The organism is Nocardia sp. NPDC056000, assembly GCF_042269265.1.
Lineage (GTDB): Bacteria > Actinomycetota > Actinomycetes > Mycobacteriales > Mycobacteriaceae > Nocardia.
Genome location: NZ_JBHJXS010000014.1, coordinates 104,461 through 128,320 on the forward strand (window position 1 = coordinate 104,461; position 23,860 = coordinate 128,320).

General features: G+C 67.4%; 29 protein-coding genes. 14 read left to right on the forward strand and 15 right to left on the reverse strand.

The window, feature by feature from the left end; all coding sequences use genetic code 11:
• The first annotated feature begins 5 nt into the window (after nt 1–5).
• The 6 genes from ACFC4D_RS35680 (at nt 6) to ACFC4D_RS35705 (ending at nt 4,178) form a co-directional block, all read left to right on the forward strand.
• Nucleotides 6–518, forward strand: coding sequence for a hypothetical protein (locus tag ACFC4D_RS35680; protein ID WP_376069963.1), 513 nt, complete (start codon nt 6–8; stop codon nt 516–518).
• A 105-nt stretch (nt 519–623) separates the two neighbouring features.
• The gene (locus ACFC4D_RS35685; RefSeq protein WP_375955383.1) at nt 624–896 is read left to right on the forward strand and encodes a GlsB/YeaQ/YmgE family stress response membrane protein; all 273 of its coding nucleotides are present in this window, start codon (nt 624–626) and stop codon (nt 894–896) included.
• A gap of 98 nt (nt 897–994) precedes the next feature.
• The gene (locus ACFC4D_RS35690) at nt 995–1,393 is read left to right on the forward strand and encodes a molybdopterin-binding protein (protein ID WP_375955385.1); all 399 of its coding nucleotides are present in this window, start codon (nt 995–997) and stop codon (nt 1,391–1,393) included.
• Nucleotides 1,394–1,479: 86 nt separating this feature from the next.
• Nucleotides 1,480–2,277, forward strand: a complete 798-nt coding sequence (modA, locus tag ACFC4D_RS35695; RefSeq protein ID WP_376069966.1) for a molybdate ABC transporter substrate-binding protein — start codon at nt 1,480–1,482, stop codon at nt 2,275–2,277.
• 76 nt (nt 2,278–2,353) lie between these two features.
• Nucleotides 2,354–3,112, forward strand: a complete 759-nt coding sequence (gene modB, locus ACFC4D_RS35700; protein ID WP_375956087.1) for a molybdate ABC transporter permease subunit — start codon at nt 2,354–2,356, stop codon at nt 3,110–3,112.
• Nucleotides 3,113–3,128: 16 nt separating this feature from the next.
• A complete protein-coding gene (locus tag ACFC4D_RS35705; RefSeq protein WP_376069969.1) occupies nt 3,129–4,178 on the forward strand; it encodes an ABC transporter ATP-binding protein in 1,050 nt (349 codons plus the stop codon).
• A gap of 109 nt (nt 4,179–4,287) precedes the next feature.
• Here ACFC4D_RS35705 and ACFC4D_RS35710 read toward each other — a convergent pair whose 3' ends face one another.
• Nucleotides 4,288–5,535, reverse strand: coding sequence for a glycosyltransferase (locus tag ACFC4D_RS35710; protein WP_376069972.1), 1,248 nt, complete (start codon nt 5,533–5,535; stop codon nt 4,288–4,290).
• A gap of 224 nt (nt 5,536–5,759) precedes the next feature.
• On the opposite strand from ACFC4D_RS35710, the gene ACFC4D_RS35715 reads away from it, so the two are divergent.
• Both ACFC4D_RS35715 and ACFC4D_RS35720 read left to right on the forward strand, forming a co-directional pair.
• Nucleotides 5,760–6,728, forward strand: a complete 969-nt coding sequence (locus ACFC4D_RS35715) for a helix-turn-helix transcriptional regulator (protein ID WP_376069975.1) — start codon at nt 5,760–5,762, stop codon at nt 6,726–6,728.
• Nucleotides 6,729–6,809: 81 nt separating this feature from the next.
• Nucleotides 6,810–8,201 (forward strand): ammonium transporter, encoded by a 1,392-nt coding sequence (locus tag ACFC4D_RS35720; protein ID WP_364629337.1) that lies wholly within the window; start codon nt 6,810–6,812, stop codon nt 8,199–8,201.
• Here ACFC4D_RS35720 and ACFC4D_RS35725 read toward each other — a convergent pair.
• A complete protein-coding gene (locus ACFC4D_RS35725) occupies nt 8,152–8,694 on the reverse strand; it encodes a YaeQ family protein (protein WP_376069978.1) in 543 nt (180 codons plus the stop codon). The genes ACFC4D_RS35720 and ACFC4D_RS35725 overlap by 50 nt on opposite strands.
• 101 nt (nt 8,695–8,795) lie before the next feature.
• Here ACFC4D_RS35725 and ACFC4D_RS35730 point away from each other — a divergent pair, with 101 nt between their 5' ends.
• A complete protein-coding gene (locus ACFC4D_RS35730) occupies nt 8,796–9,011 on the forward strand; it encodes a hypothetical protein (protein WP_376069981.1) in 216 nt (71 codons plus the stop codon).
• A 3-nt stretch (nt 9,012–9,014) separates the two neighbouring features.
• On the opposite strand, the gene ACFC4D_RS35735 is transcribed toward ACFC4D_RS35730, so the two are convergent.
• On the reverse strand, nt 9,015–10,055 hold the full coding sequence (locus tag ACFC4D_RS35735) for a beta-ketoacyl-ACP synthase III (RefSeq protein ID WP_376069984.1): 1,041 nt from the start codon (nt 10,053–10,055) through the stop codon (nt 9,015–9,017).
• Between the two features lie 86 nt (nt 10,056–10,141).
• On the opposite strand from ACFC4D_RS35735, the gene ACFC4D_RS35740 reads away from it, so the two are divergent.
• Entirely contained in the window at nt 10,142–10,723 is a 582-nt protein-coding gene (locus ACFC4D_RS35740) for a TetR/AcrR family transcriptional regulator (RefSeq protein ID WP_364629325.1), read from the forward strand.
• Here ACFC4D_RS35740 and ACFC4D_RS35745 read toward each other — a convergent pair.
• A complete protein-coding gene (locus tag ACFC4D_RS35745; RefSeq protein WP_376069987.1) occupies nt 10,720–11,418 on the reverse strand; it encodes a TetR/AcrR family transcriptional regulator in 699 nt (232 codons plus the stop codon). The two genes, ACFC4D_RS35740 and ACFC4D_RS35745, sit on opposite strands and share 4 nt — an antisense overlap.
• A 45-nt stretch (nt 11,419–11,463) precedes the next feature.
• Nucleotides 11,464–11,895, reverse strand: a complete 432-nt coding sequence (locus ACFC4D_RS35750; RefSeq protein WP_376069989.1) for a hypothetical protein — start codon at nt 11,893–11,895, stop codon at nt 11,464–11,466.
• Nucleotides 11,896–12,289: 394 nt separating this feature from the next.
• Here ACFC4D_RS35750 and ACFC4D_RS35755 point away from each other — a divergent pair, with 394 nt between their 5' ends.
• Nucleotides 12,290–12,640: a hypothetical protein gene (locus tag ACFC4D_RS35755; protein WP_376069992.1), complete on the forward strand. Its 351-nt coding sequence runs from the start codon at nt 12,290–12,292 to the stop codon at nt 12,638–12,640.
• A 227-nt stretch (nt 12,641–12,867) separates the two neighbouring features.
• On the opposite strand, the gene ACFC4D_RS35760 is transcribed toward ACFC4D_RS35755, so the two are convergent.
• The 3 genes from ACFC4D_RS35760 to ACFC4D_RS35770 form a co-directional block, all read right to left on the reverse strand.
• Nucleotides 12,868–13,605 (reverse strand): GAF and ANTAR domain-containing protein, encoded by a 738-nt coding sequence (locus ACFC4D_RS35760; RefSeq protein WP_376069995.1) that lies wholly within the window; start codon nt 13,603–13,605, stop codon nt 12,868–12,870.
• Nucleotides 13,606–13,658: 53 nt separating this feature from the next.
• On the reverse strand, nt 13,659–14,438 hold the full coding sequence (locus tag ACFC4D_RS35765; protein WP_376069997.1) for an ANTAR domain-containing protein: 780 nt from the start codon (nt 14,436–14,438) through the stop codon (nt 13,659–13,661).
• Nucleotides 14,439–14,591: 153 nt separating this feature from the next.
• Nucleotides 14,592–15,086 (reverse strand): hypothetical protein, encoded by a 495-nt coding sequence (locus ACFC4D_RS35770; RefSeq protein WP_376069999.1) that lies wholly within the window; start codon nt 15,084–15,086, stop codon nt 14,592–14,594.
• Between the two features lie 326 nt (nt 15,087–15,412).
• On the opposite strand from ACFC4D_RS35770, the gene ACFC4D_RS35775 reads away from it, so the two are divergent.
• Nucleotides 15,413–16,003, forward strand: coding sequence for a hypothetical protein (locus ACFC4D_RS35775; RefSeq protein WP_364629305.1), 591 nt, complete (start codon nt 15,413–15,415; stop codon nt 16,001–16,003).
• Nucleotides 16,004–16,034: 31 nt separating this feature from the next.
• Here the strand turns inward: ACFC4D_RS35775 and ACFC4D_RS35780 are convergent, their stop codons facing one another.
• On the reverse strand, nt 16,035–16,310 hold the full coding sequence (locus ACFC4D_RS35780) for a hypothetical protein (protein WP_364629302.1): 276 nt from the start codon (nt 16,308–16,310) through the stop codon (nt 16,035–16,037).
• 97 nt (nt 16,311–16,407) lie between these two features.
• Nucleotides 16,408–17,316, reverse strand: coding sequence for a LysR family transcriptional regulator (locus ACFC4D_RS35785; protein ID WP_376070002.1), 909 nt, complete (start codon nt 17,314–17,316; stop codon nt 16,408–16,410).
• A gap of 113 nt (nt 17,317–17,429) precedes the next feature.
• Here ACFC4D_RS35785 and ACFC4D_RS35790 point away from each other — a divergent pair, with 113 nt between their 5' ends.
• Entirely contained in the window at nt 17,430–17,984 is a 555-nt protein-coding gene (locus ACFC4D_RS35790) for an HD domain-containing protein (protein WP_376070004.1), read from the forward strand.
• Between the two features lie 98 nt (nt 17,985–18,082).
• Here ACFC4D_RS35790 and ACFC4D_RS35795 read toward each other — a convergent pair whose 3' ends face one another.
• Nucleotides 18,083–18,697 (reverse strand): TetR/AcrR family transcriptional regulator, encoded by a 615-nt coding sequence (locus ACFC4D_RS35795; protein WP_376070006.1) that lies wholly within the window; start codon nt 18,695–18,697, stop codon nt 18,083–18,085.
• A gap of 62 nt (nt 18,698–18,759) precedes the next feature.
• On the opposite strand from ACFC4D_RS35795, the gene ACFC4D_RS35800 reads away from it, so the two are divergent.
• Nucleotides 18,760–20,040, forward strand: a complete 1,281-nt coding sequence (locus tag ACFC4D_RS35800) for an oxygenase MpaB family protein (protein WP_376070009.1) — start codon at nt 18,760–18,762, stop codon at nt 20,038–20,040.
• Here the strand turns inward: ACFC4D_RS35800 and ACFC4D_RS35805 are convergent.
• From ACFC4D_RS35805 to ACFC4D_RS35820, 4 genes are read right to left on the reverse strand one after another with little or no spacing between them, the layout of a single operon-like run.
• Nucleotides 20,037–21,182 (reverse strand): LLM class flavin-dependent oxidoreductase, encoded by a 1,146-nt coding sequence (locus ACFC4D_RS35805; RefSeq protein WP_376070011.1) that lies wholly within the window; start codon nt 21,180–21,182, stop codon nt 20,037–20,039. The two genes, ACFC4D_RS35800 and ACFC4D_RS35805, sit on opposite strands and share 4 nt — an antisense overlap.
• A gap of 9 nt (nt 21,183–21,191) precedes the next feature.
• Nucleotides 21,192–22,193, reverse strand: a complete 1,002-nt coding sequence (locus tag ACFC4D_RS35810) for an ABC transporter substrate-binding protein (RefSeq protein WP_364629284.1) — start codon at nt 22,191–22,193, stop codon at nt 21,192–21,194.
• A complete protein-coding gene (locus ACFC4D_RS35815; RefSeq protein WP_376070014.1) occupies nt 22,190–22,927 on the reverse strand; it encodes an ABC transporter ATP-binding protein in 738 nt (245 codons plus the stop codon). The genes ACFC4D_RS35810 and ACFC4D_RS35815 overlap by 4 nt, the downstream gene beginning before the upstream one ends.
• On the reverse strand, nt 22,903–23,724 hold the full coding sequence (locus tag ACFC4D_RS35820) for an ABC transporter permease (RefSeq protein WP_376070017.1): 822 nt from the start codon (nt 23,722–23,724) through the stop codon (nt 22,903–22,905). The genes ACFC4D_RS35815 and ACFC4D_RS35820 overlap by 25 nt, the downstream gene beginning before the upstream one ends.
• Nucleotides 23,725–23,860 lie beyond the last annotated feature (136 nt).

Here is a 23,860-nt window from a genome sequence, read left to right on the forward strand (position 1 = left end):
GGCCAATGAAGAATCTCGGTGGCGTCATACTGGCGGCCACGCTGGCGACGCTGGTCAGCGGATGTTCGAGCGACGCCGGAGACAAGGTCGAAGCACCCCCTTGTGCGGCAACCTTCGACGTGAGCAACAGCCCCGAGACGCTCGGGTCCGGCGCGCGTTTTAATGCCGAATTGCAGAATGTCAAAACCCGCACCGAGCCCTTCCCTCTGGTTGAGGTCACCAACGCTGCGGGGTGGAGCGACGACTGGGATCGTGTCGTCGAGGTCCGCGTCAACACCACCGGGGCCAAGCTGAACGGTAAGGCCGAGACCGCCGGTTACTGCTGGAAGAACATTCCGGAGTCCGACGGCGAGGGGTTTCGACCGCAGGAGTACTGGCTCTTCGTCAAGGATGGCAGGCCGGTGCAGTCGGTCCGTTGGCAAGGTCCCACACCGGTGCTCCAGGTCGGCAGCGGTGCTTTAACCAAGGAGTCGATGCTCGCAGCTGATGGCAAGGGCTGGATCGTCCCGCAGCCCTAGCTCCCGGACGAACATGGTGGGTCCGCGCATCGATTGCGGAATTGCGGGTATGCGCTGAGCAGAGCGCCGGTTCCTCGGCGCCGACCTCTGTTAAGGAGACGCATCATGCTCGGCCTCGGCATTCTCGGGTGGATCATCATCGGCGGTTTGGCCGGATGGATCGCCAGCAAGATCATGAAAACTGATGCGCAGCAGGGCATCCTGCTCAATATCGTCGTCGGCGTCGTCGGCGGTCTGCTCGGCGGCTTCCTGTTGAAGCTGTTCGGGGTGGACGTCGAGGGCGGTGGGCTGTGGTTCAGCTTCTTCACCTGCCTGGGTGGTGCGGTGATTCTGCTGTTCCTGGTCAACCTCGTCACCGGTCGTCGCGCCCTGCGCTGACGCCCGGATGGGTGAGTGATCCGCCCGGTGGCCGACCACGGTCACCGGGCGGATCCATGTCGTTTGCGTTCCGTGGATACGTCAATAGGCTGCAGGTTGTGTCGAATCTGCGGATCAGCGAGGTCGCCGCTCTGATGGGTGTCAGTGATGACACCGTGCGCCGATATATCGATCAGGGGCGGCTCAACGCCATCCAGCTGGAGAACGGGCGGATGGGTGTCAGCGGGCGCGAGCTCGCGGAGTTCCTGCAGGCCAATGCCGAGAAACCGGAGGCCGGGATCACGGTGGCGGTGTCGGCGCGCAATCGGATGCGCGGGATCGTGACGCGGATCGTGAAGGACACGGTGATGGCGCAGGTGGAATTGCAGGCGGGGCCGTTCCGGCTGGTATCGCTGGTGAGCCGGGAATCGGTGGATGAGCTGGGGCTCGAGGTCGGCAGCGTCGCGGTCGCCTCGGTGAAGTCGACGCATGTGGTGGTCGAGGTCCCGGAGAGCTGATCCTACAAACCCACCGGTCGATCTTGTCCGATTCTCTGGCGAAAACGCGCCTTGTGTACCGCGCCTACGGCAATATGCTCTACTGCGTGACGAATTTGCGGATCAGCTTCATCGCGGCCACGGCCGCGCTCGCCCTCACCGCCGGTCTGGCCGGTTGCAGCTCGAACGACTCCAAGGATTCGAGCGCACCCGCCGACTCCGACAAGCTCTCCGGCACGGTGACGGTGCTGGCCGCGGCGTCGCTGACGGAAACCTTCACCACGCTCGGCAAGCAGTTCGAGACCGATCATCCCGGCGTGAAGGTGGTGTTCAGCTTCGGCGGCAGTTCGGCGCTGGCACAGCAGATCACGCAGGGCGCGCCCGCCGATGTGTTCGCTTCGGCGGCCCCGGCGAATATGCAACAGGTCGTCGACGCGGGCGATGTGAAGGGCACCCCGGCCACCTTCGTCAGCAATCGGCTGGAAATCGCCGTGCCCAAGGGCAATCCGGGTCATATCACCGGGATCGCGGATTTCGGTAAGACCGAGCCGCGGCTGGCGCTGTGCGCCGAGCAGGTGCCCTGTGGCGCGGCGGCGAAGAAGGTGTTCGAGATCGCCGCGATCACCCCGCAGCCCGATACTCGTGAGCAGGATGTGAAGGCCGCGCTCACCAAGGTGACGCTCGGTGAGGTGGATGCCGCGCTGGTGTACCGCACCGATGTGAAGGCCGCCGGGGACAAGGTCGAGGGCATCGATTTCCCGGAGTCGAGCAAGGCGATCAACACCTATCCGATCGCCGCGCTGAACAAGGCACCCAATGCCGCGGCGGCCGCCTCGTTCGTCACCTTCATTTCCTCGGACAAGGCCAAGAAGGTGTTCGCCGACGCCGGATTCGACACCCCGTGACGGCTTTTCGAGCGTGCCGGTGACCGGAGCCTCGGCGCGGCGGCGGGCAGTGCGGGGGCGGCGGCCGATCGCCCTCATGCTGCCCGCCGTCTGCGCATTGGCATTTCTGCTGATCCCGCTGATCGGCCTGCTGGTGCGCGCTCCGTGGCGCACGCTGCCCGAACGACTGTTCAGCGCCGAAGTCGGTCAGGCGCTGCGGCTTTCACTGATCTGCGCGACGCTGGCGACGTGTATCTGCCTGGTGCTGGGCATTCCGCTGGCCTGGCTGCTGGCGCGTGCGCAATTGCCGGGGCGCGGCCTGATTCGCGCACTGGTGACGGTGCCGCTGGTGCTGCCGCCGGTGGTCGGCGGTGTGGCGCTGCTGCTGGTGCTGGGCCGCCGCGGCCTGATCGGGCGCTATATCTACGACTGGTTCGGCTATTCGCTGCCGTTCACCACGGCCGGCGTGGTGGTGGCGGAGGCGTTCGTGGCCATGCCGTTCCTGGTGATCTCGGTGGAGGGCGCATTACGCGCGGCCGATACCCGATTCGAGGAAGCGGCAGCCACTTTGGGCGCGTCCGCGTGGTACACCTTCCGCCGGGTGACGCTGCCCTCGGTGCTGCCTGGAGTGGTCGCGGGCACGGTGCTGTGCTGGGCGCGGGCGCTGGGCGAATTCGGTGCGACCATCACCTTCGCGGGTAATTTTCCGGGTAAGACGACGACCATGCCGCTGGCGGTGTACCTCGCCTTGGAAACCGATCCCGATGCGGCGATCGTATTGAGCATGGTGCTGCTGGTGGTCTCGGTCGGCGTGCTGATCTCCCTGCGGGAGCGCTGGATTCGAGGCGCGGTATGAGGCTTGAGGAGTCGGTATGACGCTGCACGCCGCACTGTGCGTCGAGCGCGCGCCGTTCCGCCTCGATATCGATTTCACCTCCGCGCCCGGTGAGGTGATCGCGCTGCTCGGCCCGAATGGGGCGGGCAAGACCACGGCGCTGCGGGCGCTGGCCGGGCTCACACCGCTCACCGGCGGCGCGATTCGCTTGGGCGAAAACACCTGGGACGCACCGCCGTCGGTGTTCATTCCGGCCGAGCGCCGCCAGGTCGGCGTGGTCTTCCAGGATTATCTTCTGTTCCAGCATCTTTCGGCGCTGGACAATGTGGCGTTCGGTTTGCGGGCGCGCGGTATGCGCCGCGCCGCCGCGCGGGAGCGCGCCGCCGCCTGGCTGGATCGGGTCGGGTTGAGCGAGTTCGCGCAATCCGGACCGCGCGAACTATCGGGCGGGCAGGCACAGCGGGTGGCGCTGGCGCGCGCACTGGCCACCGAACCGCACCTGCTGCTGCTCGATGAACCGCTCGCCGCGCTGGACGCGAGCACCCGGTTGCAGGTGCGCGCCGATCTGGCTCATCACCTACGCGGCTACACCGGGCATACGGTGCTGGTCACGCATGACCCCCTCGATGCGATGGTGCTGGCCGACCGGCTCATCATTCTGGAGAACGGCGCGATCGTGCAGGAGGGCTCGCCGACCGAGATCGCCCGGCGGCCCAGATCCGACTACGTCGCGAATCTGGTGGGACTCAACCTGTTTCGGGGCACCGCCACGGGCACCGAGATCGCGGTCGACGCGGGCGGCACGCTCACCGGGTCCGAACCCGCGTCGGGACGAGTGTTCGCGGCCTTCTCCCCCACGGCGGTCGGATTGCACCTCACCCAGCCCACCGGCAGCCCGCGCAATGCCTGGCCGGTCACCGTCGCGGGCTTCGAACAGCATGCCAACACCACCCGGGTCCGACTGGACGGCGCACCGCCGGTGCTGGCCGATATCACCCCGGCGGCGGTCGCGGAATTGCGACTCCAACCCGGTATGCGACTCTGGGCGGCGTTGAAGGCCACCGAGATTCACGTCTACCCGGCCTGATCAGGCGGATATATGCCGCCGCCCGAGTCGATTCGGATGGGGTACGAAGGACGTGCCGCGGCCTACGGCCACCGATCAGATCCCAGCCGGGCGGTCGCGGACAGCCCCGTCAGCGAGTCGCCGTTTTCTCGAGCACGCCGTCGATGACCTCGAGCACCGCGCCCGCACCATCTTCGTCCGCGAGACGCTCGGCCACCGTGCCGACTCTGCCACGCAACCCGGAATCGGTTGTCGCGGTGGTGATCGCGCTCGCCAGCCAGTCCGCGGTCAGCTTGGGCTGGCGGGTGATTCCGGCGGTGACGCCGAGCAACTCCAGCCGGTGCGCCCAGAACTGTTGCTCCGGAATCTCCGGTACCGCGACGGTGGGCACGCCCGCGCGCAAGGCGGCGGCGCAGGTGCCCGCACCGCAATGGTGCACGGCGGCCGCGAGGTGCGGAAACAGCCAGTCGTAGGGGATTTCGCCGATGGTGATGACATCGTCGTCCGAGACCGCGAGCCCGGTCCAGCCGGATTGGACGATGGCGCGCACCCCGGCGCGGCGCAGTGCGGTCCCGACGATCTCGCCCAATTCGGCGGTGCGCTCCGGATTGTTGATATTGCTGCCGAAGCTGACGAAGACCGGTGCCGGGCCCGCCTCCAGGAACGCCACGAGTTCGGCGGGCGGCTCCCACCCGGTGGGCCGGGCGGGCCACCAGAAGCCCGAAACCTCCAGGCCCGTACGCCAATCGGCGGGTCGCGGCGCGACGGTCGGCGAATAGCCGTGCAGGATGGGCCATTCCGCCGCGGTGCGCCGACGCCGCAGTTCTCGCACCGAGACCGCGGGCAGACCCAGTTCGCGGCGGAATTCGCGAACCACGCCGCCGTAGCGGCGATCCACTAGCCAGGCCCCGATATCGGACGCCCATCGGTTCCCGACCGGTCCGAGCGACCACACACCCGCCACCGCGGGCGGGTAATCGGCTGTGGCACAGGTGGGTTGCAAACGCAGCGCGATGGTGGGGATCCCGGCGGCCTCGGCGAAAGGCAGTCCCGCGAATTCGGCGTACGGGGTGAGCAGCAACAGATCCGCGGGCTCATCCCGCAGTGCCGCGATCAAGCCCGCGCCGATGGTCCGGAACCCGTCGGGCGTATTGAACGCCGCGACGGTCTTGCGCTGAATCTCCGCGTAGTCGCCTTCGAAACCGAAGTTCAACTCCAGCAGCCGGAATCGCAGTCCGCAGGCGGTGATCATATCCGCGAAGGTCTCGTGCGCGGCCATGACGACCTCGTGCCCGGCCGCCGCCAACCGCACGCCGAGCCCGGTCAGCGGGGCGACATCGCCCCGGCTGCCGATTCCGACGATCACTATTCTGGCCATCACACCTCATCCGATCATCAAGAGCCGCAACGGATCTTATCGATATCGATCATGATCGGCACGGTTTCCGATGAGCGCCAAGGTATTTCGGGCCAGATCAGGCGGGCTGGTACCGCACGGTGTCGCTACTCACGACTGCTCCGTTACCGGTCGGAGTGGGTACGAGAAATTCTCGCGGTAGAAGAGGCCAGGATATGTCCGCTTCTTCTGGCAGCATGGACAGCATGCCGAAGACCTCCGCGCGTCTGCTGGCGCTGCTCTCGCTGCTCCAGGCCCGCCGGGACTGGCCGGGTTCACTGCTGGCCGAGCGCCTGGATATCAGTGCCCGCACGGTGCGCCGCGATGTCGATCGATTGCGCGAGCTCGGCTATCCGATCGCCGCGATCAAGGGTCCCGACGGCGGCTACCGGCTGGAGGCCGGATCGGAATTGCCGCCGCTGCTCTTCGACGATGAGCAGGCGGTGGCGCTGGCCGTCGCCCTGCGCATCGCCGCGACCGCGGGCGCGGGTATCGAGGAGGCCGCGCTGCGCGCGCTGCATACCGTGCGCCAGGTTATGCCCGCGCGATTGCGCGGGCGCATCGACGCCTTTCGGGTGACCACCGTCGCTGCTCCGGTCACTCCGGCGGACAGCGCGACCCTGTTGACGCTGAGCGCCGCGGTACACGCGGGTGAAGTGCTCCGCTTCGACTACTCCTCTCCCGCAACGGATCTCGAGTCTCCCCCGCGCCGGGCCGAACCGCATCACCTGGTGACCAGGTACGGCCGCTGGTATCTGGTGGCCTGGGATCTGGATCGCGGGGACTGGCGCATCTTCCGCGCCGACCGCATCACCCCGCGCATTCCGAACGGTCCCCGGTTCGCCCCGCGCGACCTTCCCGGCGGTTCGGTCGCGGCCTTCGTCACCAGCAGATTCCAGGGCTCGGACGGCACCGGCGGCTGGCCGTGCCGGGGCGAGGCGATTCTCGATGCCCCCGCCGCGACCGTCGCCGAGTTCGCCCGCGACGGCGTTGTCGAGGAACTCGGCCCGAATCGCTGCCGGGTCATCCTTGGTTCCTGGTCCTGGAACGCATTGGCGTGTGCCCTCGGCGTATTCGACGCCGATATCGAAATCGTCGGCCCGCCCGAACTCGCCGCCGCGTTCACCCGCCTGGCGCACCGCTACGCCTCCGCGACCGCCCGAACTCTGCCATAGCGGCAATCTATGAACGGCGCGGCCGCTCGAATTCACCGACCCGAAACACGATGAGCCGCACCGGCGAAACAGTAACTCTCGATGCTTCACGCGAATCCCGTGGAAATAAGAGGTAATAGCGTGAATTCGGGAGATACCGCGTGGGTGCTGGCGAGTGCGGCACTGGTCATGTTGATGACGCCGGGCTTGGCTTTCTTCTACGGCGGCATGGTCGGCGGCAAGAGCGTGCTGAACATGCTCATGATGAATTTCGTCGCCCTGGGTGTGGTGACGACCCTGTGGCTGCTGTACGGATACAGCGAATCATTCGGCTCCGACGCCTATCAGGGCCTGATCGGCGGTATGTCGCAGGTGATGCTGCGTGATACGCACGGCACGCTGTCCGGTCCGGCCGGACATCAGATTCCGACCATGGCGTTCGTGATGTTCCAGCTCATGTTCGCGATTATCACCACCGCGCTCATATCGGGTGCGATCGCGGGCCGCGCGAAGTTCTGGGCCTGGGTGGTGTTCATCGTGGGATGGACGAGCGTGGTGTATTTCCCGGTGGCGCATTGGGTTTTCAGCGCGAACGGGTTCACCGGCACCGATTCCGCAGGCGATTCCGCCGCTGTCGGCGGCTGGATTGCCAACCGGCTCAAGGCATTCGACTTCGCGGGCGGTACCGCGGTGCATATCAACGCGGGTGCGGCGGCGCTCGCGCTGGTATTGGTGATCGGTGATCGGCACGGCTGGCCGCGCAGTATTCCGCGCCCGCACAATGTGCCGTTCACCCTGCTCGGCGCGGCGCTGCTGTGGTTCGGCTGGTACGGCTTCAATGCCGGATCCGCTTTGACCGCGGGAGATCTCGCGGCGCTGGCGTTCACCAATACGACCATCGCGACGGGGGTGGCGTCGCTGGCGTGGATCATCGTCGAGCAGTTGCGCGATGGTAAGCCGACCACCCTGGGCGCGGCCTCGGGCGCGGTGGCCGGACTGGTCGCGATCACCCCGGCCTGCGGATTCGTCGGCCCGACGGGCGCTTTGGCGATCGGGGTGGCGGCGGGCGTGATCTGCGCGCTGGCGGTCGGGCTGAAATTCACCTTCGGCTACGACGATTCGCTCGATGTGGTCGGCGTGCACCTGGTGGGCGGTCTGGTGGGCACCCTGCTGGTGGGTGTGTTCGCCGATGCCACGGTGAATCCGGCGGGCGGTAACGGGCTGCTGTACGGCGGCGGCTGGACCCAGTTGCAGCGGCAGCTGATCGCGGCGGGCGCGGTCCTGCTCTATTCGTTCGTGGCCACGTATATCGTCGGCTGGCTCATCCACAAGACCATCGGTTTCCGGGTCGATCACGAGGCCGAGATCACCGGCATCGATGAGGCCGAGCACGCCGAATCCGCTTACGATCTCGGCGTTTCCGCGGTATCCCCGGCGGGATCGGCTATCCGATCGGCTGTTCCGCCACCGATCCGCGCAGACTGGCGCCATTGATATCCAGGTACAGCACCCGTTCGGTGATCGACAGGGACGCGGTGTTGCGCCGATCCAGCACCGCCACCACGGCATCGATGAATTCGCGGTCGAAACTGTAGAGCGGAATGTCCTCGACCCGGTGAATTCGCTTGCCCGCCAACAGCGCCTGCACCTTCACCGGATCACGATGGGTGTAGATGGCCGCGCGTCCGGCCAGCTTGCTGCCGCGATGCACCCGCTCGGCGTCGGGTGCGCCGATCTCGATCCAGGCGGTGATCTGCCCGGTGAGATCGCGCACCAGCACCGCGGGTTCATCGGTGGCGGACACCCCGCCCTCGCTGAACGCGATCCCCTCCTCGTATTCGAGCAGGTACGCCAGCAAGCGCGTCACCATGAACTCGGCCGATTCCGAGGGATGCCGGGCCACCCGCAATTCCAGGTCCTCGTACACCCCGCGATCGATATCGGCGAGCTGAATCGTGAAGGTGTGCATCGTTGCGCTCAGGGCCATAGTTCCAGCAGCTTATCGGCTATCGAACGGCGCTTTCCCTGCCGCGTCCCGGCTGGGAAGCGCGGCACCCGAGACCGTCCCGGCATCGCTACAGTCGAGTAATGCGTTTGGGGGGATCGGGAAATAGGACATCGATCGGAATCAGGGTGGTCGGCGCCGCCATTGCCGCCGTGCTGGTGTCGATCAGTCTGTATTTCTTCGTGGCCAGGTGGGACAGCGACTCCGACCGCACGTCGAGCTATTTCGCGCAGTCGGCCGTCGCCGTATGCCTGGTCACGGTGCTATTGAGCGCGTGGGTCGCCCGGCGCAAGCGATAGCGCTCAGGAGGGGATGGCCGGGAGGGTGATCACCTGACCGGCGTAGGCCAGGCCCGCACCGAAACCGAGCAGCAGTGCGGTGTCACCGGGCTTGGCCGCGCCGGTGCGCAGCAGCTGTTCCATCGCCATCGGAATGGACGCGGCGCTGGTGTTGCCGGTTTCGGCGATATCGCGGGCGATGGCCACCGAGTCGGGCATATGCAGCGCGCGGGTGAGGGCGTCGGTGATGCGGCTGTTGGCCTGGTGCGGAATGAACGCGTCGAGATCGTCGACGGTGACCCCGGAGCGGTCCAGGGCGTCCCGGCAGGCCTTCTCCAAAAACGTGACGGCCCAGCGGAATACGGCGGTGCCGTTCATCCGGATGTAGGGGCGTTCGGTGGTGCCGCCGCTGGCCTCGGCGGCGGCGACCTCGGCGAAGTATTGCGCGAAGTCCTTGTCCTGCTTGATGGCCGCGGTCTGGCTGCCGTCCGAACCCCAGGCCACCGGCCCGATGCCCTCGATGTCGGACGGTCCTACCACGACCGCGCCCGCGCCGTCGGCGAAGATGAAGGCGCAGGTGCGGTCGGTCGGATCGAGCAGGTCCGACAGCCGTTCGACGCCGATCACCAGTACGTGCCGGGCCTGGCCCGCGCGCACCAGATTGGCGGCATTGGCCAGCGCGTAGCAGAAGCCCGCGCAGCCCGCCGAGACGTCGAAGGCCGCGGTGTCGTGCATACCGAGTTCGGTGGCGACGACCGCGCCGGCGGATGGGCCGAGCACCATCTGCGAGGAGGTCGCCAGGATGACGGCGTCGATCTGCTCGGCCGGAATGTTCGCGGCGGCGAGCGCGTCGCGGGCGGCGGCGGTGCTCATGGACACGATGGTCTCGTCGGCTTCGGCCCAGTGGCGGGCCTCGATCCCGGAACGGGTGCGAATCCATTCGTCCGAGGAATCGATGCGGTCGACGATCTCCGCGTTCGGGACGATGCGGCGGGGACGGTATACGCCGAGGCCCAGGGTGGTGGCGTGGGTTACCGGCGTTGCGGTGGCGATGTGCGCGGGCATGTCATCCTCTCGAAGTGAACCGATCGGTTCACAGGGATAGGTTTAACATGGACCGATCGGTTCAAGCAAGGTTTGGAGGACTTTCCATGACGGCGGGACCGCGCGCACGGTTGATCGCGAGCACCATCGCCACGGTGCAGGAGCACGGAGTGCACGCGGCGGGGCTGAGTGAGCTGCTCAAGCGCAGTAACGCCTCCCGCAATTCGCTGTATCAGCACTTCCCCTCCGGTAAGGGCGAACTGGTGGAGGCGGCGGCGCGAATCGTGTCCAGGGTGGTGTACCAGCATGTGAGCCGGATGGCCGACGCCCTGCCCGGCGCACCCTCCGCCGAACGCTGGCTGGACGATCTGCTCGCCTTCTGGCGAACGGGGCTGGAGAACAGCGACTATCGCGCGGGCTCGTTCATGATGGCCGCCGCCCTGGACGAACTCGACCTCTCGGTGCAGGCCACCGCCGGACAGGCGTTCACCGAATGGACCGCGCGGCTCGCTGACGGCCTGGTCGCCGCGGGCCTGAACCGCGGCACCGCGAATTCGCTATCGGGACTGCTGCTCTCGGTCATCGAGGGCGCGATCGTGCAGAGCCGGGCGCTCAAATCCAGCCATCCGTTCGACGACGCCCGCGATCAGCTCGCGGTACTGCTGCGTCACCACCTACCGGAGCGCTAGCGAATCCCGTTGCCCAGCACGGTGAGCCAGCGCAGCACCGGCGGACGCAGATCCGCCAGGCTCGCGGGTGTCCCGGCCTCCAGCCCGAGCAGCGAGCGGGTGCCGTGCAAACGATCGAGGAGTAGACCCTCGAGCAGGCTGACCAGATCCCGCGCGGCTTGCTCCGGGCCGAACAGCTGCCCCGACTCCGGCACGGCCCGTTTCCGGCTCGGCGTGACCTGCTTCGAATCCGCCGCGGCGAGCGCCTCGAACAGCCCGGTGGCCGCGGGCACCGAGAAGAGGCAGCCCGCCAGCGCCTCGCGCAGCTCCGCATCCCCCGCCGCATCGGCGGCCAGGGCATAGCGCGCGAGCGCGTCCAGACGTCGCGGCCCCAGCAGCAGATCGAGCTGTCCCGCCATGAGATCCGCGGCCGATTCCACCGTGGGCACGCTCGCATCCCCGTCGCCCAGCGCGGCCTGGAACGCCCGCCGTGACGTCGTGGCGAGGTGAATCACCGCCGCCCGCAACAATTCCTGCCGCGTCCGGTAGTAATACGAGGTCGACCCGCGCGCGATTGCGAGCCGATCGTCGATGGCGTGATGGGTGACGGCCCGATTCCCGCCCTGGGCCGCGAGTTCGAGGGCGGCACCGCAGATCGCCCCGCGCCGGGCCGATCGATCGGCAGACCCTCCCGCAGTGCCGACGTTTCGCCCCATTCGCGTTCCTTCCGCCGTCCACCCGCCTCCATATTTATAGAGGATTCAGCGCGCGGGGCGACCCGGGGTGCTGCGCCAGCGTTGCGGATCGAGCATGCCCAGGCCGCCTGCCGCGGGGAGCCATTCGCCGGGGACCCAGGCATTGCCCGCCCACTGCATGCGATTGACCCAGCTGGCCTGCGGGACCGCGACGATCCTGCCGAGGAACTGGTCGAGTTCCAGTGCGCAGGAGGAGGCGACGAGGTAGTGCGTTCCGGCGATCGAGCCGGGGGCCGGGACGCGTTCGCAGACCTGCCCGGCGGCGAGCGCGAGGTCCGCGGCCACCACCACGCCGATGGGCAGCAGACCGACCTGTCCGGCGTCGACGTGCACCGCGACCACGGTCCACTGCCGGAAGGCATCGCCGGGATCGTCCTCGACAGGAGCCGGGAACGAGCCGAATCTCTCACGGCCACCGCTATTTTCGGTGCTGTTCATCGCGCCCCCCGGGCGGATTCGCGCGTTGGTACCGAACCTTTCCGACGTTAGCGCGGCCCGGTGTCCGAAAAGATAAAACGCGTTGCCACACAAGTAAACTCACCGCGAGCCGGAATCCGGGCCAGCCGATGTCCGGTGCGGCCTCGTCCGTACCCGCATCGATATCGACTGCCGGGTCGCGACGCGCCTGCGCCATCGATCTCGCCGTCGCGGCGATTACGGCCTGCTCGGCCCCGATGCCCACCATGTCCTCACCCCCTCTTCCCCGGCAGAGTGGTGCAACCCTGTACGAGGTCCGCGGCGCGGCGCCGGACGGGCGTAGCATTGAAGGCATTCTCGCGCCGAGTTCCGCAGCGTCGCTCGGGATTTCGTGCGATCGACCCAGGAGAACGAAATGTCGGACCCTGGATTGTCAGCATCGGGCGCACCGCAGGCGCCCACCGGTACACGGTCGACGTCGCAATCACCGTTGATCACCGCCATTTTCGCCGATTCCAGCGAGCGACTGGTGCGGCAACTGTTCGACGTCGAGGTCGAGTTGCACGAACTGCGGGATGTCCTGCACCGCAGAGAATCGAGTCCGGCCCAGGTCCGCGCCGCCGGGATCGCGGTTTCGGAGGTCATCGAGGAACTGGATCTGCTGATTCACGATGCGAGCCGGGTCATGCTCGCGGTCGCCGGGGATCGGTTCGTCATGACCGAATTGCACATTGATCACGGGAGATCGCGTAGACGCCTGCGCTGAAACGGGATTCGAGTCCGTCGCGCTGTTCGTGCAGGAGAACATACGACTGTACTTACGGAAATGCATTGTGGTGCTCCATATTCGCGTCGGCGGACAACCACTGTCCCTGCCGTGCGCAAATCGACCACCGGGGTCCGGAGCACTCGACGTGCGGTATGGATTCTACCGCAGGCCGCATCGCGAGTTAACCGCAATGAATCCTCGGCGCGAATCCGCGTACGGCGGAATCACTTGTGAATACCGTGCGCGAGAACGGTTTCGAGATCGACGGTGCGATCCACCAGCCCGCGCGCCACATCGGCCAGGCGCAGATTGTGGTCCCGGGCGTATTTGCGCATCGACCCGAACGCGGTGTCCATATCGAGGTCGGCGCGCTCGGCGAGCATGCCCTTGGCCTGTTCGATGACCACCCGGCTGTTCAGCGCGATGCTGAGTTGATCGTTCACCGTCAGCGAGTCGGCGAGAATGCGGGCGTGCACGATGCCGATGGTGGCGAAATCGGCCAGCGCCTGCCCGATCCGCACATCGTCGGGGCCGAGCGAGCCCGCGCGGGTGGTGAAGAGGTTCAGCGCCCCGATCCGATCGTTGCGCAGGCGCAGCGGCAGGGCGCAGACACTGCGGAAGCCCTCCATGGCCGCCCGTTCGGCGAAGGCGGGCCAACGCTGTGCGCCGCGTTCGAGATCCTCGACCAGCACCTGTTCGCCGGTGCGATACGCCTGTAAGCAGGGTCCCGCGGCGGATTCGACCTGAAGCAACTCCAGCAGCCGGGTCTCCTCGGAGGTGGAGGCGAATACCTGGAGATCACCGTGACTGTCGGCCAGCAGCAGTCCGGCGGCGTCGGCGGGCAGCAGATCGATGCTGGTGTCGACCAGTTCCTGGGTCAACTCCACCGGGTCGTAATCGATTACCAGGGTATCCACCATCCGTACCAGCGCCGCGGTCACCGCACCGTCTCGAGCTGCCATCCTCGGCTCACCTCTTCTCTCGTCAATCCTAGGGCGGGTTCCTGCGGGCGGGTTCAGCGCTCGGGAACGGGTTCCGGGTCGGGGTCGGGATCCGGGCGGAAGCGCAGTCGGCGGGCAACCACATCGGCGGCGGTATCACCGAGCGTGGCGCCGGTGGCGAAGGCATGTCCGACCAATCTCGCATAGGCCACCGCAGCCGTCGAATCCAATTGCACCGCAACCATTCCGGTGGCCTGATGGATTTCGCGGGCGGAGGCCGACTGTTCCCACCAGGGACCGAGCGCGAGCCCGTTGAGTTCACGGCCGCCATTGCGCTCCGGTGGGGTGAGTGCGGCCAGCAGCACCGTGGTGATGACATCGGCGATCCGCACGGCATCGGTATACGCCTCGACATCGCCGAGCAGCGCGTCCGCGCCGATGAGGTCGAGGTAGCCGACCCGGATCGCGCCCAGGCGCAGCGGCACCGAGCAGATCGCCGCCAAGGTCTGCGGCAGTCGATCCCACTGGGCCAGCAGCGGCCAGCGGCCCCCGGCCACCGCGCCGCCGAAATCGGGTACGCGCACCGGTATGCCCGCCAGATTCGATTCCGGTCCGGGCCCCTCGCCGACCACGGCCTGGGCATCGGCCAGCCGTGCGGCGGCGGCACCGGACGCGCCGAGCACCTCCCACCGGTTCTCCGGCATGGCGAGGGTGAGCGCGGCTTCGCTCACCGGCAGTACCCGAACGCTGGCTCTGCACAGGCGATCTCCGTGCACCGGGGCCGATTCGGCGTCCGCGCCGAGTTCGCGCAGCACGGCTAGGAATCGGGCGACCGCGGAACGATCGGGGCTCATCGGGTTCCGCCGGAACAACACGGCCGGTCGAACACCATGGTTCGCTCCCGTCCGTCTTCGGCCTGCCGGATCACGGCTGCTGAACCGTGGTGTATTCGCGCCACTTTATGCGATATGACGGAAACCACCGGGAGCCTGGGCGCGCTGCGCTGTTCACAATCCGGCGCTGCGGCGCTGTGCGGGGCGCCAGCGTTCGGGGTCGAGTATGCGCAGGCCGCCTTCGGCCGGAACCCATTCGGTGCCCGCCCAGGCGTTCTCATCCCAGTTCATGCGGTTCACCCAGGTGAGTTGCGGCACGGTGACCACGCGTCCGGCGCGCATATCCACTTCCAGGGTGCACGGCGATGCGACCAGGTAGCGCGCGCCGGGTATCCCGCCCGGCGCGGGCAATCGATCGCACACCTGTCCGGCGGCCAGTTCCAGGTCCGCGGCCATGACCATGCCGATGGGCAGCAGTCCGACCCGGTCGGCTTCGACTATTACCGCGACCACCGTCCATTGCCGGAAATCGTCGTCACCGGCGAGAGCGTCGGAATTCGGGCGCGGTATGACAGTGGGGTGGGTCACCCGGGCGCTCGGGAAAACATGATCGAATTCCGCGCCACCGTCGAATCCCATACCGGCGCTGATGTTCTCGGTGCCGTCCATCACGCCCCCTTCGGGCAGGTTCGAACGAGCTGTCGAAACCGCCGGGGTCTGGAGCGGCACAGTCCGGAGCCACCAAAGCCGCTGGATAGCCACGGGTCGGGACGGACCGAACCAAATCCATTCTATCGTTGTAGTATGTGCGACGAAGTAAAACTCGTTGCCGCGCAAGTAAACTCACCCCACACCGGTCGGTATGCATCGGGTAAATCGCAGACCGATCTCTCGGCCCCCTCGAATCGCGTGCCGGAATTCGCACCGACCGATCGGGCCGCGATACGGGAGGCCATTGGCTTGTTCGGCAACCGACGCGATAACTTGGACAGGTGATGAAGGATTCCGTAGCCACCACGGCAGGAGCATGGCGGGCAGGTGACGGCACCGCGGTACCGTTCCGTGAGGCGACAGTGGCTTGGGCGCTGGCAGCGCACGCCGAATTGGCCGAAACCGCAACCGGGTACGGACATTTCGTCACAGTGAACGAACTCGCCGAGCGGGTGCAGGAAGTCTCCGGCGTGCACACCAAGGCCCCGACGCGCACCTGGATGGACGCCATCCTGCGCAAGGTGGCCCGGCGCTGCCACAGTGCGGGAGAACCGCCGCTGCCCGCGCTGTGCGTGCGACAGAACCACACCGTGGGTGATGCCTACAAATACGTACTCGAATTGGCGGGGCTGCCGATTCCGGTCGATCTGGAATTGCACGCGGCCTACGCCCGCTGGCAGTGCTACCAGTTCTACGGCGCCGCGATTCCCGCCGACGGCGGTGTGCCCCCGCTCACCCCGAAGGTGGCTGCCAAGCGCAGCATGACCATCAGCACACCCCAGGCCGAGGTCAAGCCGGAGCCGGTGCGCGAGGCGCTGTGCCAGGAGTGTTTCATCCAGTTGCCCGCGAACGGCGTCTGTTACTTCTGCGCGTAACGCTCTATCGATTGCCGCGTGTGCGGCGAAATCACTGTGCGGGTTCGGGATTCGGATCGCTGTCGGGCAGCGGATCCGGCATCTCCTCCAGCGCGGCGATCTGCAGATGAATGAAGGCGGCGATCCGATGCCGGGCCGCCGCCGGTAGTCGGGCGATATCGGCCGCGGCCAGCGGATTGGCGCCCAGCGGCGGTTGCGGTGGCGGCTCCCCCTCCGGATCGGTGGGAACCACCTCGAGATGAGGACGCTGCGCGGACCCCGGAGTGTCTGGCTCGTCCGGGTCGGCGGCGACGGCTGATCGCACCATGTCGTGACCATAACCCGTTGGCGACCGGCGCGTGAGGCGTTGGCGCACTTGAGCCTTCGCTATGCAAACCGTACGGGCGCGCGGTAAGTGAGCGGTGTTACGCCGGGCGACCAGCGATGCTGTAGAGGTCTCGGGCCGGGCCGGTGAGGCGCTGCCCCCGGGGCCACACCGCGCGCAGCTCCCGATTCAGATCCAGACCGGTCACCTCGGGCGACACCAGTAATCCCTCGGCGAGTTCGCCGGCCACGGCGAGCGAACTCAGCACCGCCGGGCCGATACCGTCGGCGACCGCGGTTTTGATGGCGGTGGTGGAGGACAGTTCCAGCGCGACCTCGGGCCGCCAGTCCGGGATAACGCGAGTCATGGCTCGCTCGAAGGAGATTCGAGTGCCGGATCCGGATTCCCGGTAGATGAGCGCGGTATCGGCGAGCTCCCGCGCGGTGATTTCCCGCCCGCGCGCCCAGCGATGACCGGGCGCGACCACCACCACCAGCCGATCGCGCGCCACCAGATGCGTCTCCAGCTCCCCCGGCACCGCCGGGCTCTCCACGAAGCCGATGCCCGCGCGGCCGTCCAGCACCGCCCGCGCCACCTCCGCCGAATTCCCGGACTCCAGTGCGAGTGACATTTCCGGCATACGAGTTCGCAAGGCGGTCAACCATTTCGGGAACAGGTACTCGGCGATGGTCTGGCTCGCCGCCACCCGCAATCGCGAATCCCGCTGCTCCCGCAGTGAATCGATGCCGGCGTCGAGCCGCTGCGCCGCCTCCACCACATCGCGCGCCCACTCCGCGATCAACGCCCCCGCCGCCGTGGCCCGCGATCCCAGCGTCGTCCGCTCCAGCACCGGCACCCCGACCAGCTGCTCCAGATACCGAATCCGCGAACTCGCCGACGGCTGACTGATCCCGTGCGCCTTCGCCGCCCTACCCAGACTCCCCAGTTCGATCACCGACAGCAGCAGATCCAGTGCGGCGAGATCGGGCACCCTGGGTGACAGCGTCATAGGACAACCCTATGCCCAACCGCAACCCCGCAGCGACCCGCCACCATCTTCGCCGTCGTGCCGAGCAGGGCCGATACGACGGCTTCACCCGTCGTTCACGATGCTGCGCCAAAGTGACCAGGGTGACGAATATCGCGACGGTGGATGACCTGATGACACTGCTGGCCGACTGCGAGGACGCCTGGGATATGCCCGATCGCAGCGGCGATCCGGTGGACATCCTCGATCATGACCGGCAATGCGCGGAGATCCTGCGGCAGCAGCACCCCGATGACGAGGAACTCCAGGTGGCCGGGCTCGTGCACGATATCGGCCACGTACTGTTCCCCGGCGACGACGCGGGTCACGGTGTGCACGGCGCGAACGCGGTGCGCGAACTGCTCGGCGACCGGGTGGCCCGGCTGGTCGAATTGCACGTCACCGCCAAGCGCTACCTCGCCGCAACCGATGCGGCACACGCTTCGGCGCTCTCGCCGTCGAGTCAGCGCACCCTGATCGCCCAGGGCGGCCCGATGACCCCGGCCGAGATCACCGCCTTCGAAGCCGACCCGGACTTCGAAGCCGCGCTCACCCTGCGCCGTGCCGATGACGCGGGCAAGGTCATCGGCCTCACCGTGCACCCGCTGGGGTGGTGGCGGCCCATCATCGCCCGCGTCGCCGCCGCATAGTCGGCGAGGCAACCCGTCCAGTCTGCCGCACACCCGCCTGACCTAGGGCGGTCCGGCTGACCTGCGCGAGCGGTCGACACAGCCGATCCGGTCGCGAATCAGGTTGCGGCGGTTAGCCAATCGCCGAGCATGGTGGCGGTTTCCTCGATGATGCGGTCCGGGTCGAGGCCGGGTGGGGGTTGCAGGGCCATGCGGAGGCTGGCGGCGAGGCCCGCGTTGACCATGACGAAGGCTCGGGTGTCGAGTTCGGCGTCGGGGCGGGGGCCCAATTGCTGGAGTAGGTAGGCGCGGGTGAGCAGGAGCAGGCGGCGTTCGAGGCCGCCGAAGCCGATGCCCGCGACGGTGGCGTCGGCGGCCAAGGCGCGCACCAGATCTCGGCGGTCGGCGACGGCGTGCATGATGACACGCAGGCTGGAACCCACCGATTCGCGCAGCGGCAGGCCGATGCTGCCGAGGACCGCCTCGGTGAAACGCTCCTCCAAATCGGTGAGCAGGCGGGTGCGGAGCACATCGATGATGGCGGCTTTATCGTCGAAATACCGGTAGAGCGAGCCGATGCTGATGTGCGCGTGGGCGGCGATCCGATTGGTGGAGATCTCGGCCATGCCGTGCTCGGCGAAAAGTTGAGCTGCCGAGTCCAGAATCCGCTCGCGGGTCTCCCGGGCGCGGTCCTGACTCGGCTTCCGGCGCTGCACAGCGGGGTCGTCAGGCATCCGCCGACCCGGTGCGCAAAAGTGAGTAGAAGGTGAGCATCTACTCACTTTATCCTCGAATTATGACTCGCGAGAAGGTTCCGGCCGCCATGGAAGTCGCGGCGGCGGGCCGCATTCCGACGGAATTCCGGTACTGGGAGCGGCGCGACGATCCCAGTGTCCAACGCGCACGGCGGATCTGGCGCGCTTTCTTCCGATTCGATCCACAGCCCTCCGATGCGCTGGTGCGTGAGTTCGGCCAGGCGTACTACCACGCCGATCCGGTGGCGGAGGCTTTCGTGGACGAGGTGTACCTGGGCGAACTCGGTCCGGCGGCGGGCCGGGCGATGCTGGATCAGGCGCTGGCGCACGGTATCGAATCGGTTCCGGACGCGCCCGCCACGCTGGTCCGGCTGTTCGAGGAGTTCGAGACGCCGCCGGAATGGTTCGATCCGGAGTTGGTCGCGGCGGGCGCGAAGGTGTTCCGGCGCTGGGGCACATCGGTTTTCAGCTTCGCCACCACCAGCACGCTGGAAATGTATTCGGAGAGTTCGATCGCCAAACCGCTGTCGTACGCGGGCGGCTACGCCGGGGACAAGGCGCATAAGCGGCAGTTGGAGACCGTGCGCTTCTGGATCGACGTCTCCGATCCGGGCGGCCTGGATCCGGGTGCGCGCGGCAGGCAGACCGCCATGCGGGTGCGCATCATGCACGTCTTCATTCGCCGCAAGCTCATGCAACGGCCCGAATGGGATTACGCCGCTTGGGGAGTGCCGATCAGCGTGGGCGATGCGACGCTCACCCTGATGGGCGGCAGTGTGGTGCCGGGCCTGGCGCTGTGGAGCGTCGGGCATCAGACCACGATCACCGAAATCGAAGCGACGCTGCACTTCTGGCGGTACGTGGGCCATCTGCTGGGCGTGCAGCCCGCCTGGTATCCGCGTGATTTCCGGGAATCGGTGCAGCTCATGTTCGCCGCCTTCGTCAAGCGCGCGTTCACCGCGGGCGCGGATGGCGAGGAACTGGTGGAGTCGTACCTGCCCGCCTTCGAACCGAAGCCGGACAGCCCGTGGCCCAAGCGAATTCGGGACGAGTTCAACTATCGCGTACAGATCGGCTACACCGGATTCTGGCTCCCACCGGGCACCTACGCCCGGCACCGCATGCCACACCGCTTCCCCTGGATCCTGCACCCGATCGCCCAGGCCCCCATACTCTTCGGCGCGGAAACCCTGCGCCGCGTCATCCCCGGCCTGGACACGATCGCCGACCGCGTGCAGCGCCACCGCCGAGAACGGTGGTACCGCAACGAAGTCGGCGACCGGGCCGCGGAGTTCCACCCTGTGGAGGAATTCCGCCGCTAGCTGCTGGACGCGCCTGCGAAGGGGATGGCGGCGGGAGGTGCGGGGCGGCGGTTCGGGTGCTGCCACACGCCTTTTCGTTCCAGGATGGGCAGGACGCCCTCGCCGAACCAGTAGGCCTCTTCCAGGTGCGGGTAGCCGGACAGCACGAATTGGCTGATGCCGGCCTTCGCGTATTCCAGCAGTCGTTCGGCGACCTCGGCGTGCGAGCCGACCAGGGCGGTGCCCGCGCCGCCGCGGACCAGGCCGACGCCCGCCCACAGGTTGGGTGCGATCTCCAGGCGGTCGACGCTGCCGTTGTGCAGTTCGCTCATCCGGCGCTGACCTTCGGATTCGCTCTTGCCGAGGGCGGCCTGCACGCGTTCGATATCGGCCGGGTCGATGCCCGCGAGCAGCTTGTCCGCGACCGCCCACGCCTCCTCCGAGGTATCGCGGGTGATCACGTGAATGCGCAAGCCGTAGTCCAGCTTTCGCCCGTGATCGACCGCGAGCCCGCGAATCCACTCCAGTTTGCGGCTCACCGCGAGCACCGGTTCACCCCAGGTGAGGTAGGTGTCGGCGTATTTGGCCGCGACCGGCCCGGCGGGTGCGGAGGATCCGCCGAAGAACACCGGCGGCACCGGGTCCGGATGGTTGGACAGCAGCGCGTTCTCCACCCGAATGTGTTCGCCCGCAAAGGAGAACGGCTCATGCGAATTCCACAGCGACTTCACCACGTGCAGGAATTCTCCGGTGCGCGCGTACCGGGTCTCCTTATCGGCGAAGTCGCCGAACGCCGCCTGTTCGGCCGGTTCGCCGCCGGTCACCACATTGAGCAGCAGCCGCCCGTTGGAATGGCGCTGGAAGGTGCCCGCCATCTGCGCGGCGAGGGTGGGGCTGACCAGTCCGGGCCGCAGCGCGACAAGGAATTTCAGCGATTCGGTGGTCCCGGCCAGCATGGCGGTGGTCAGCCAGGCGTCCTCGCACCAGGAGCCGGTCGGGGTGAGCACCGCTTCGAAGCCGTTGGTCTCCGAGGCCGCCGCGATCTGATTCAGATAGTGCAGCGACGCCGGGCGATCACCGGACATCGGGGTGCCGTGCCCGCCGACCACGAGGCCGCGCGAGTCACCGGAGGTGGGCAGAAACCAGTGGAATGACAGGCTCATTCGATCTCCTCAGGAGGTGAAGCGGTCATTGAAGCGGGTGTCGACGAAGTCGGTGATGTTCACCTTGCTCGGAATGAGCTTGGCGTCGGTGAACGCGTCGGCCACCGCCTGCTCCTCGGCGATGGTCGCCTGATCGAGCGGATGATGCTGGTACGAGGCGCGTTTCACCGCGACCAGGGTGACGTCGTAGGGCACGCCGGTGATATCGGCGGACTGCTTGGCCCAGGTCTCCGGATTGGACTTGATCCAGGCGTGCGCCCGCTGGATGCGGATCAGCAGATCCTTCAGCGCCGCCGAACTCGCCTTATTGGCAAGGGCTTTGGTGCCCGCCACGAAGAAGGCGTCACCGCGCACATAACCCTCACCGGTCACCAGCGCCCGATTGCCGTCGTGCTCGGCCTGTGCCACATAGGGATCCCACACCGCCCAGGCGTCGACCCGTCCGGTGGACAGTGCCGCCAGCGCATCGGCGGGCTGCAGGTACTGCGGCTCGATATCGGCGAAGGTGAGCCCGTTCTTGGCGAGCACGGCCAACAGGTGCTGATGCGCCGAACTGCCCTTGGTGACGGCGATCTTCTTGCCGCGCAGGTCTTTCGGATCCTTCAGCGTGGAGTCCTTGGGCACCAGGATGGCCTGGCCCTGCAATCCGCTGGAATAACTGGCGACAATCTTGATCTGCGATTTCGCGGCCGCCGCGAAGACCGGCGGGGCATTGCCGACGCCGCCCAGATCCACCGATCCGGCATTGATGGCCTCGAGGATGGGCGGACCGGCGGTGAAGGTGGACCATTCCAGCTTGTAGGGCAGGTTCTTGCTCTCCCCGGACACCTCGAGCAGGGCCTGCAACGCCTGCCCCTTCTGGTCACCGATATGCAGGGTCACCTGCGAAAGATCCACCGAGCCATCGGCATTCACGCCCTTGGTGTTGTCGTCACCACTGCCGCAGGCCGCGGTGACCAGGGCGGTGGTGACCGCCAGTGCGGCGAACAGGCGTCTGGTGACGGGTTTCATGCGGTTCCTTCCGGGGTCACGCCGAGTTCCGCGAGCAGGTTTGCTCGCAGGGCGAGAAATTCGGGGTGGTCACGGCGGCGCGGGCGCGGCAGCTCGATGCGCAGTTCCCGGGCGATGCGGCCGTCGGCCAGTACCAGGGCGCGATCGGCGAGCAGCAGCGCCTCGTCCACATCGTGAGTGACCAGCAGTACGCCGGGCTGATGTTTGCCCCACAGCTCGAGCACCAGATTGTGAATGGTGATGCGGGTCAGGGCATCCAGCGCACTGAAAGGTTCGTCCAGCAGCAGCAGATCCGGTTCCCGCACCAGGGCGCGGGCCAGCGAGGCTCGCTGCGCCTCACCGCCGGACAGGGTCAGCGGCCAGGCGTCGGCGCGCTCGGTCAGCCCGACCTCGGCCAGGGCATCGGCCGCGGCCTGCTTCGGATTCGGTTGCCGCAGACCGAGAGTGATATTGGCGGCGACCCGCTTCCACGGCACCAGGCGTGGTTCCTGAAAAGCGACGGCCACTTCACCGGGGACGGTGAGCTCACCCTCGGTGGCCTTGTCGAGTCCCGCGAGCGCGCGCAGCAGCGTGGACTTGCCCGAGCCGCTGCGACCGAGCAGCGCCACGAACTCGCCGGGCCGGATATCCAGATCGATGCCGTGCAGTACCCGTCGTTCGCCGAAGTCCTTGACCAGACCGCGAACTCGGGCGGCGGTGTCCGCCGTTACTACGCCAGGAAGCCGCGTCGCCATGACAGCGCCCTTCTCTCGATGAGCCGAACGAAGGCGTCGGTGAGCAGTCCGAGCACGCTGTAGACCAGCAGCCCGACCACGATCACGTCGGTGCGCAGGAATTCGCGCGCGTTATTGATCATGTAGCCCAGTCCCGCATCGGCATTGACCTGTTCGGCGACGATCAGCGCCAGCCACGCCACACCCAGGGACTGCCGCAGTCCGACGAGCGCCTGCGGCAGCGCGCCCGGCAGCACGATGTGCCGAATGAGCGCGGCCCGCCCGAGCTGCTGCACCTGCGCGAGCTCGGCGAGTTTGCCGTCCACACTGCGGATTCCGGCAAAGGTATTGAGGTACAGCGGAATCGCCACGCCGAACGCCACCAGCACGATCTTGGGCAGTTCACCGATTCCGAACCACAGGATGAACAGCGGGATCAGTCCGTAGAACGGCAGCGTGCGCAGCATCTGCAGAATCGGGTCGACCAGATTCTCGCCCACCCGGCTCAGCCCGGCGGCGAGCGCCAGCGCGATACCGGCGATCGCGCCGATGGCGAATCCGACTGCGGCCCGCTGCAGCGACACCGTCAGCGCGTCGACCAGGGTGCCATCGGAGAGCAGGTCACCGGCGGTGTGCACCACGGTGACCGGCGAGGCCAGCAGGCGCTCGGACAGCACCCCGGTGGCGCTGGCGATCTGCCACAGCGCCACCAGCAGGATCGGACTGATCAACCGGACCCAGGAGGCGGGCGGGCGCGGCAGGCGCGCCAAACGGGGCCGGACGGCGAAGGGCCGGGCCTGTACGGCAACTGAGGACACGAAAGCACCTCGGGCGAATGGGGGACGGGGACCGGGCGACCGCAACCCACGGCCGCCTCGTTCGAGGTTGCCGCCCCGCGCCCGGCTCGTCACCGGTTGTAATCCATGTGATTCTTGATCAGCCGGATTCACGGAC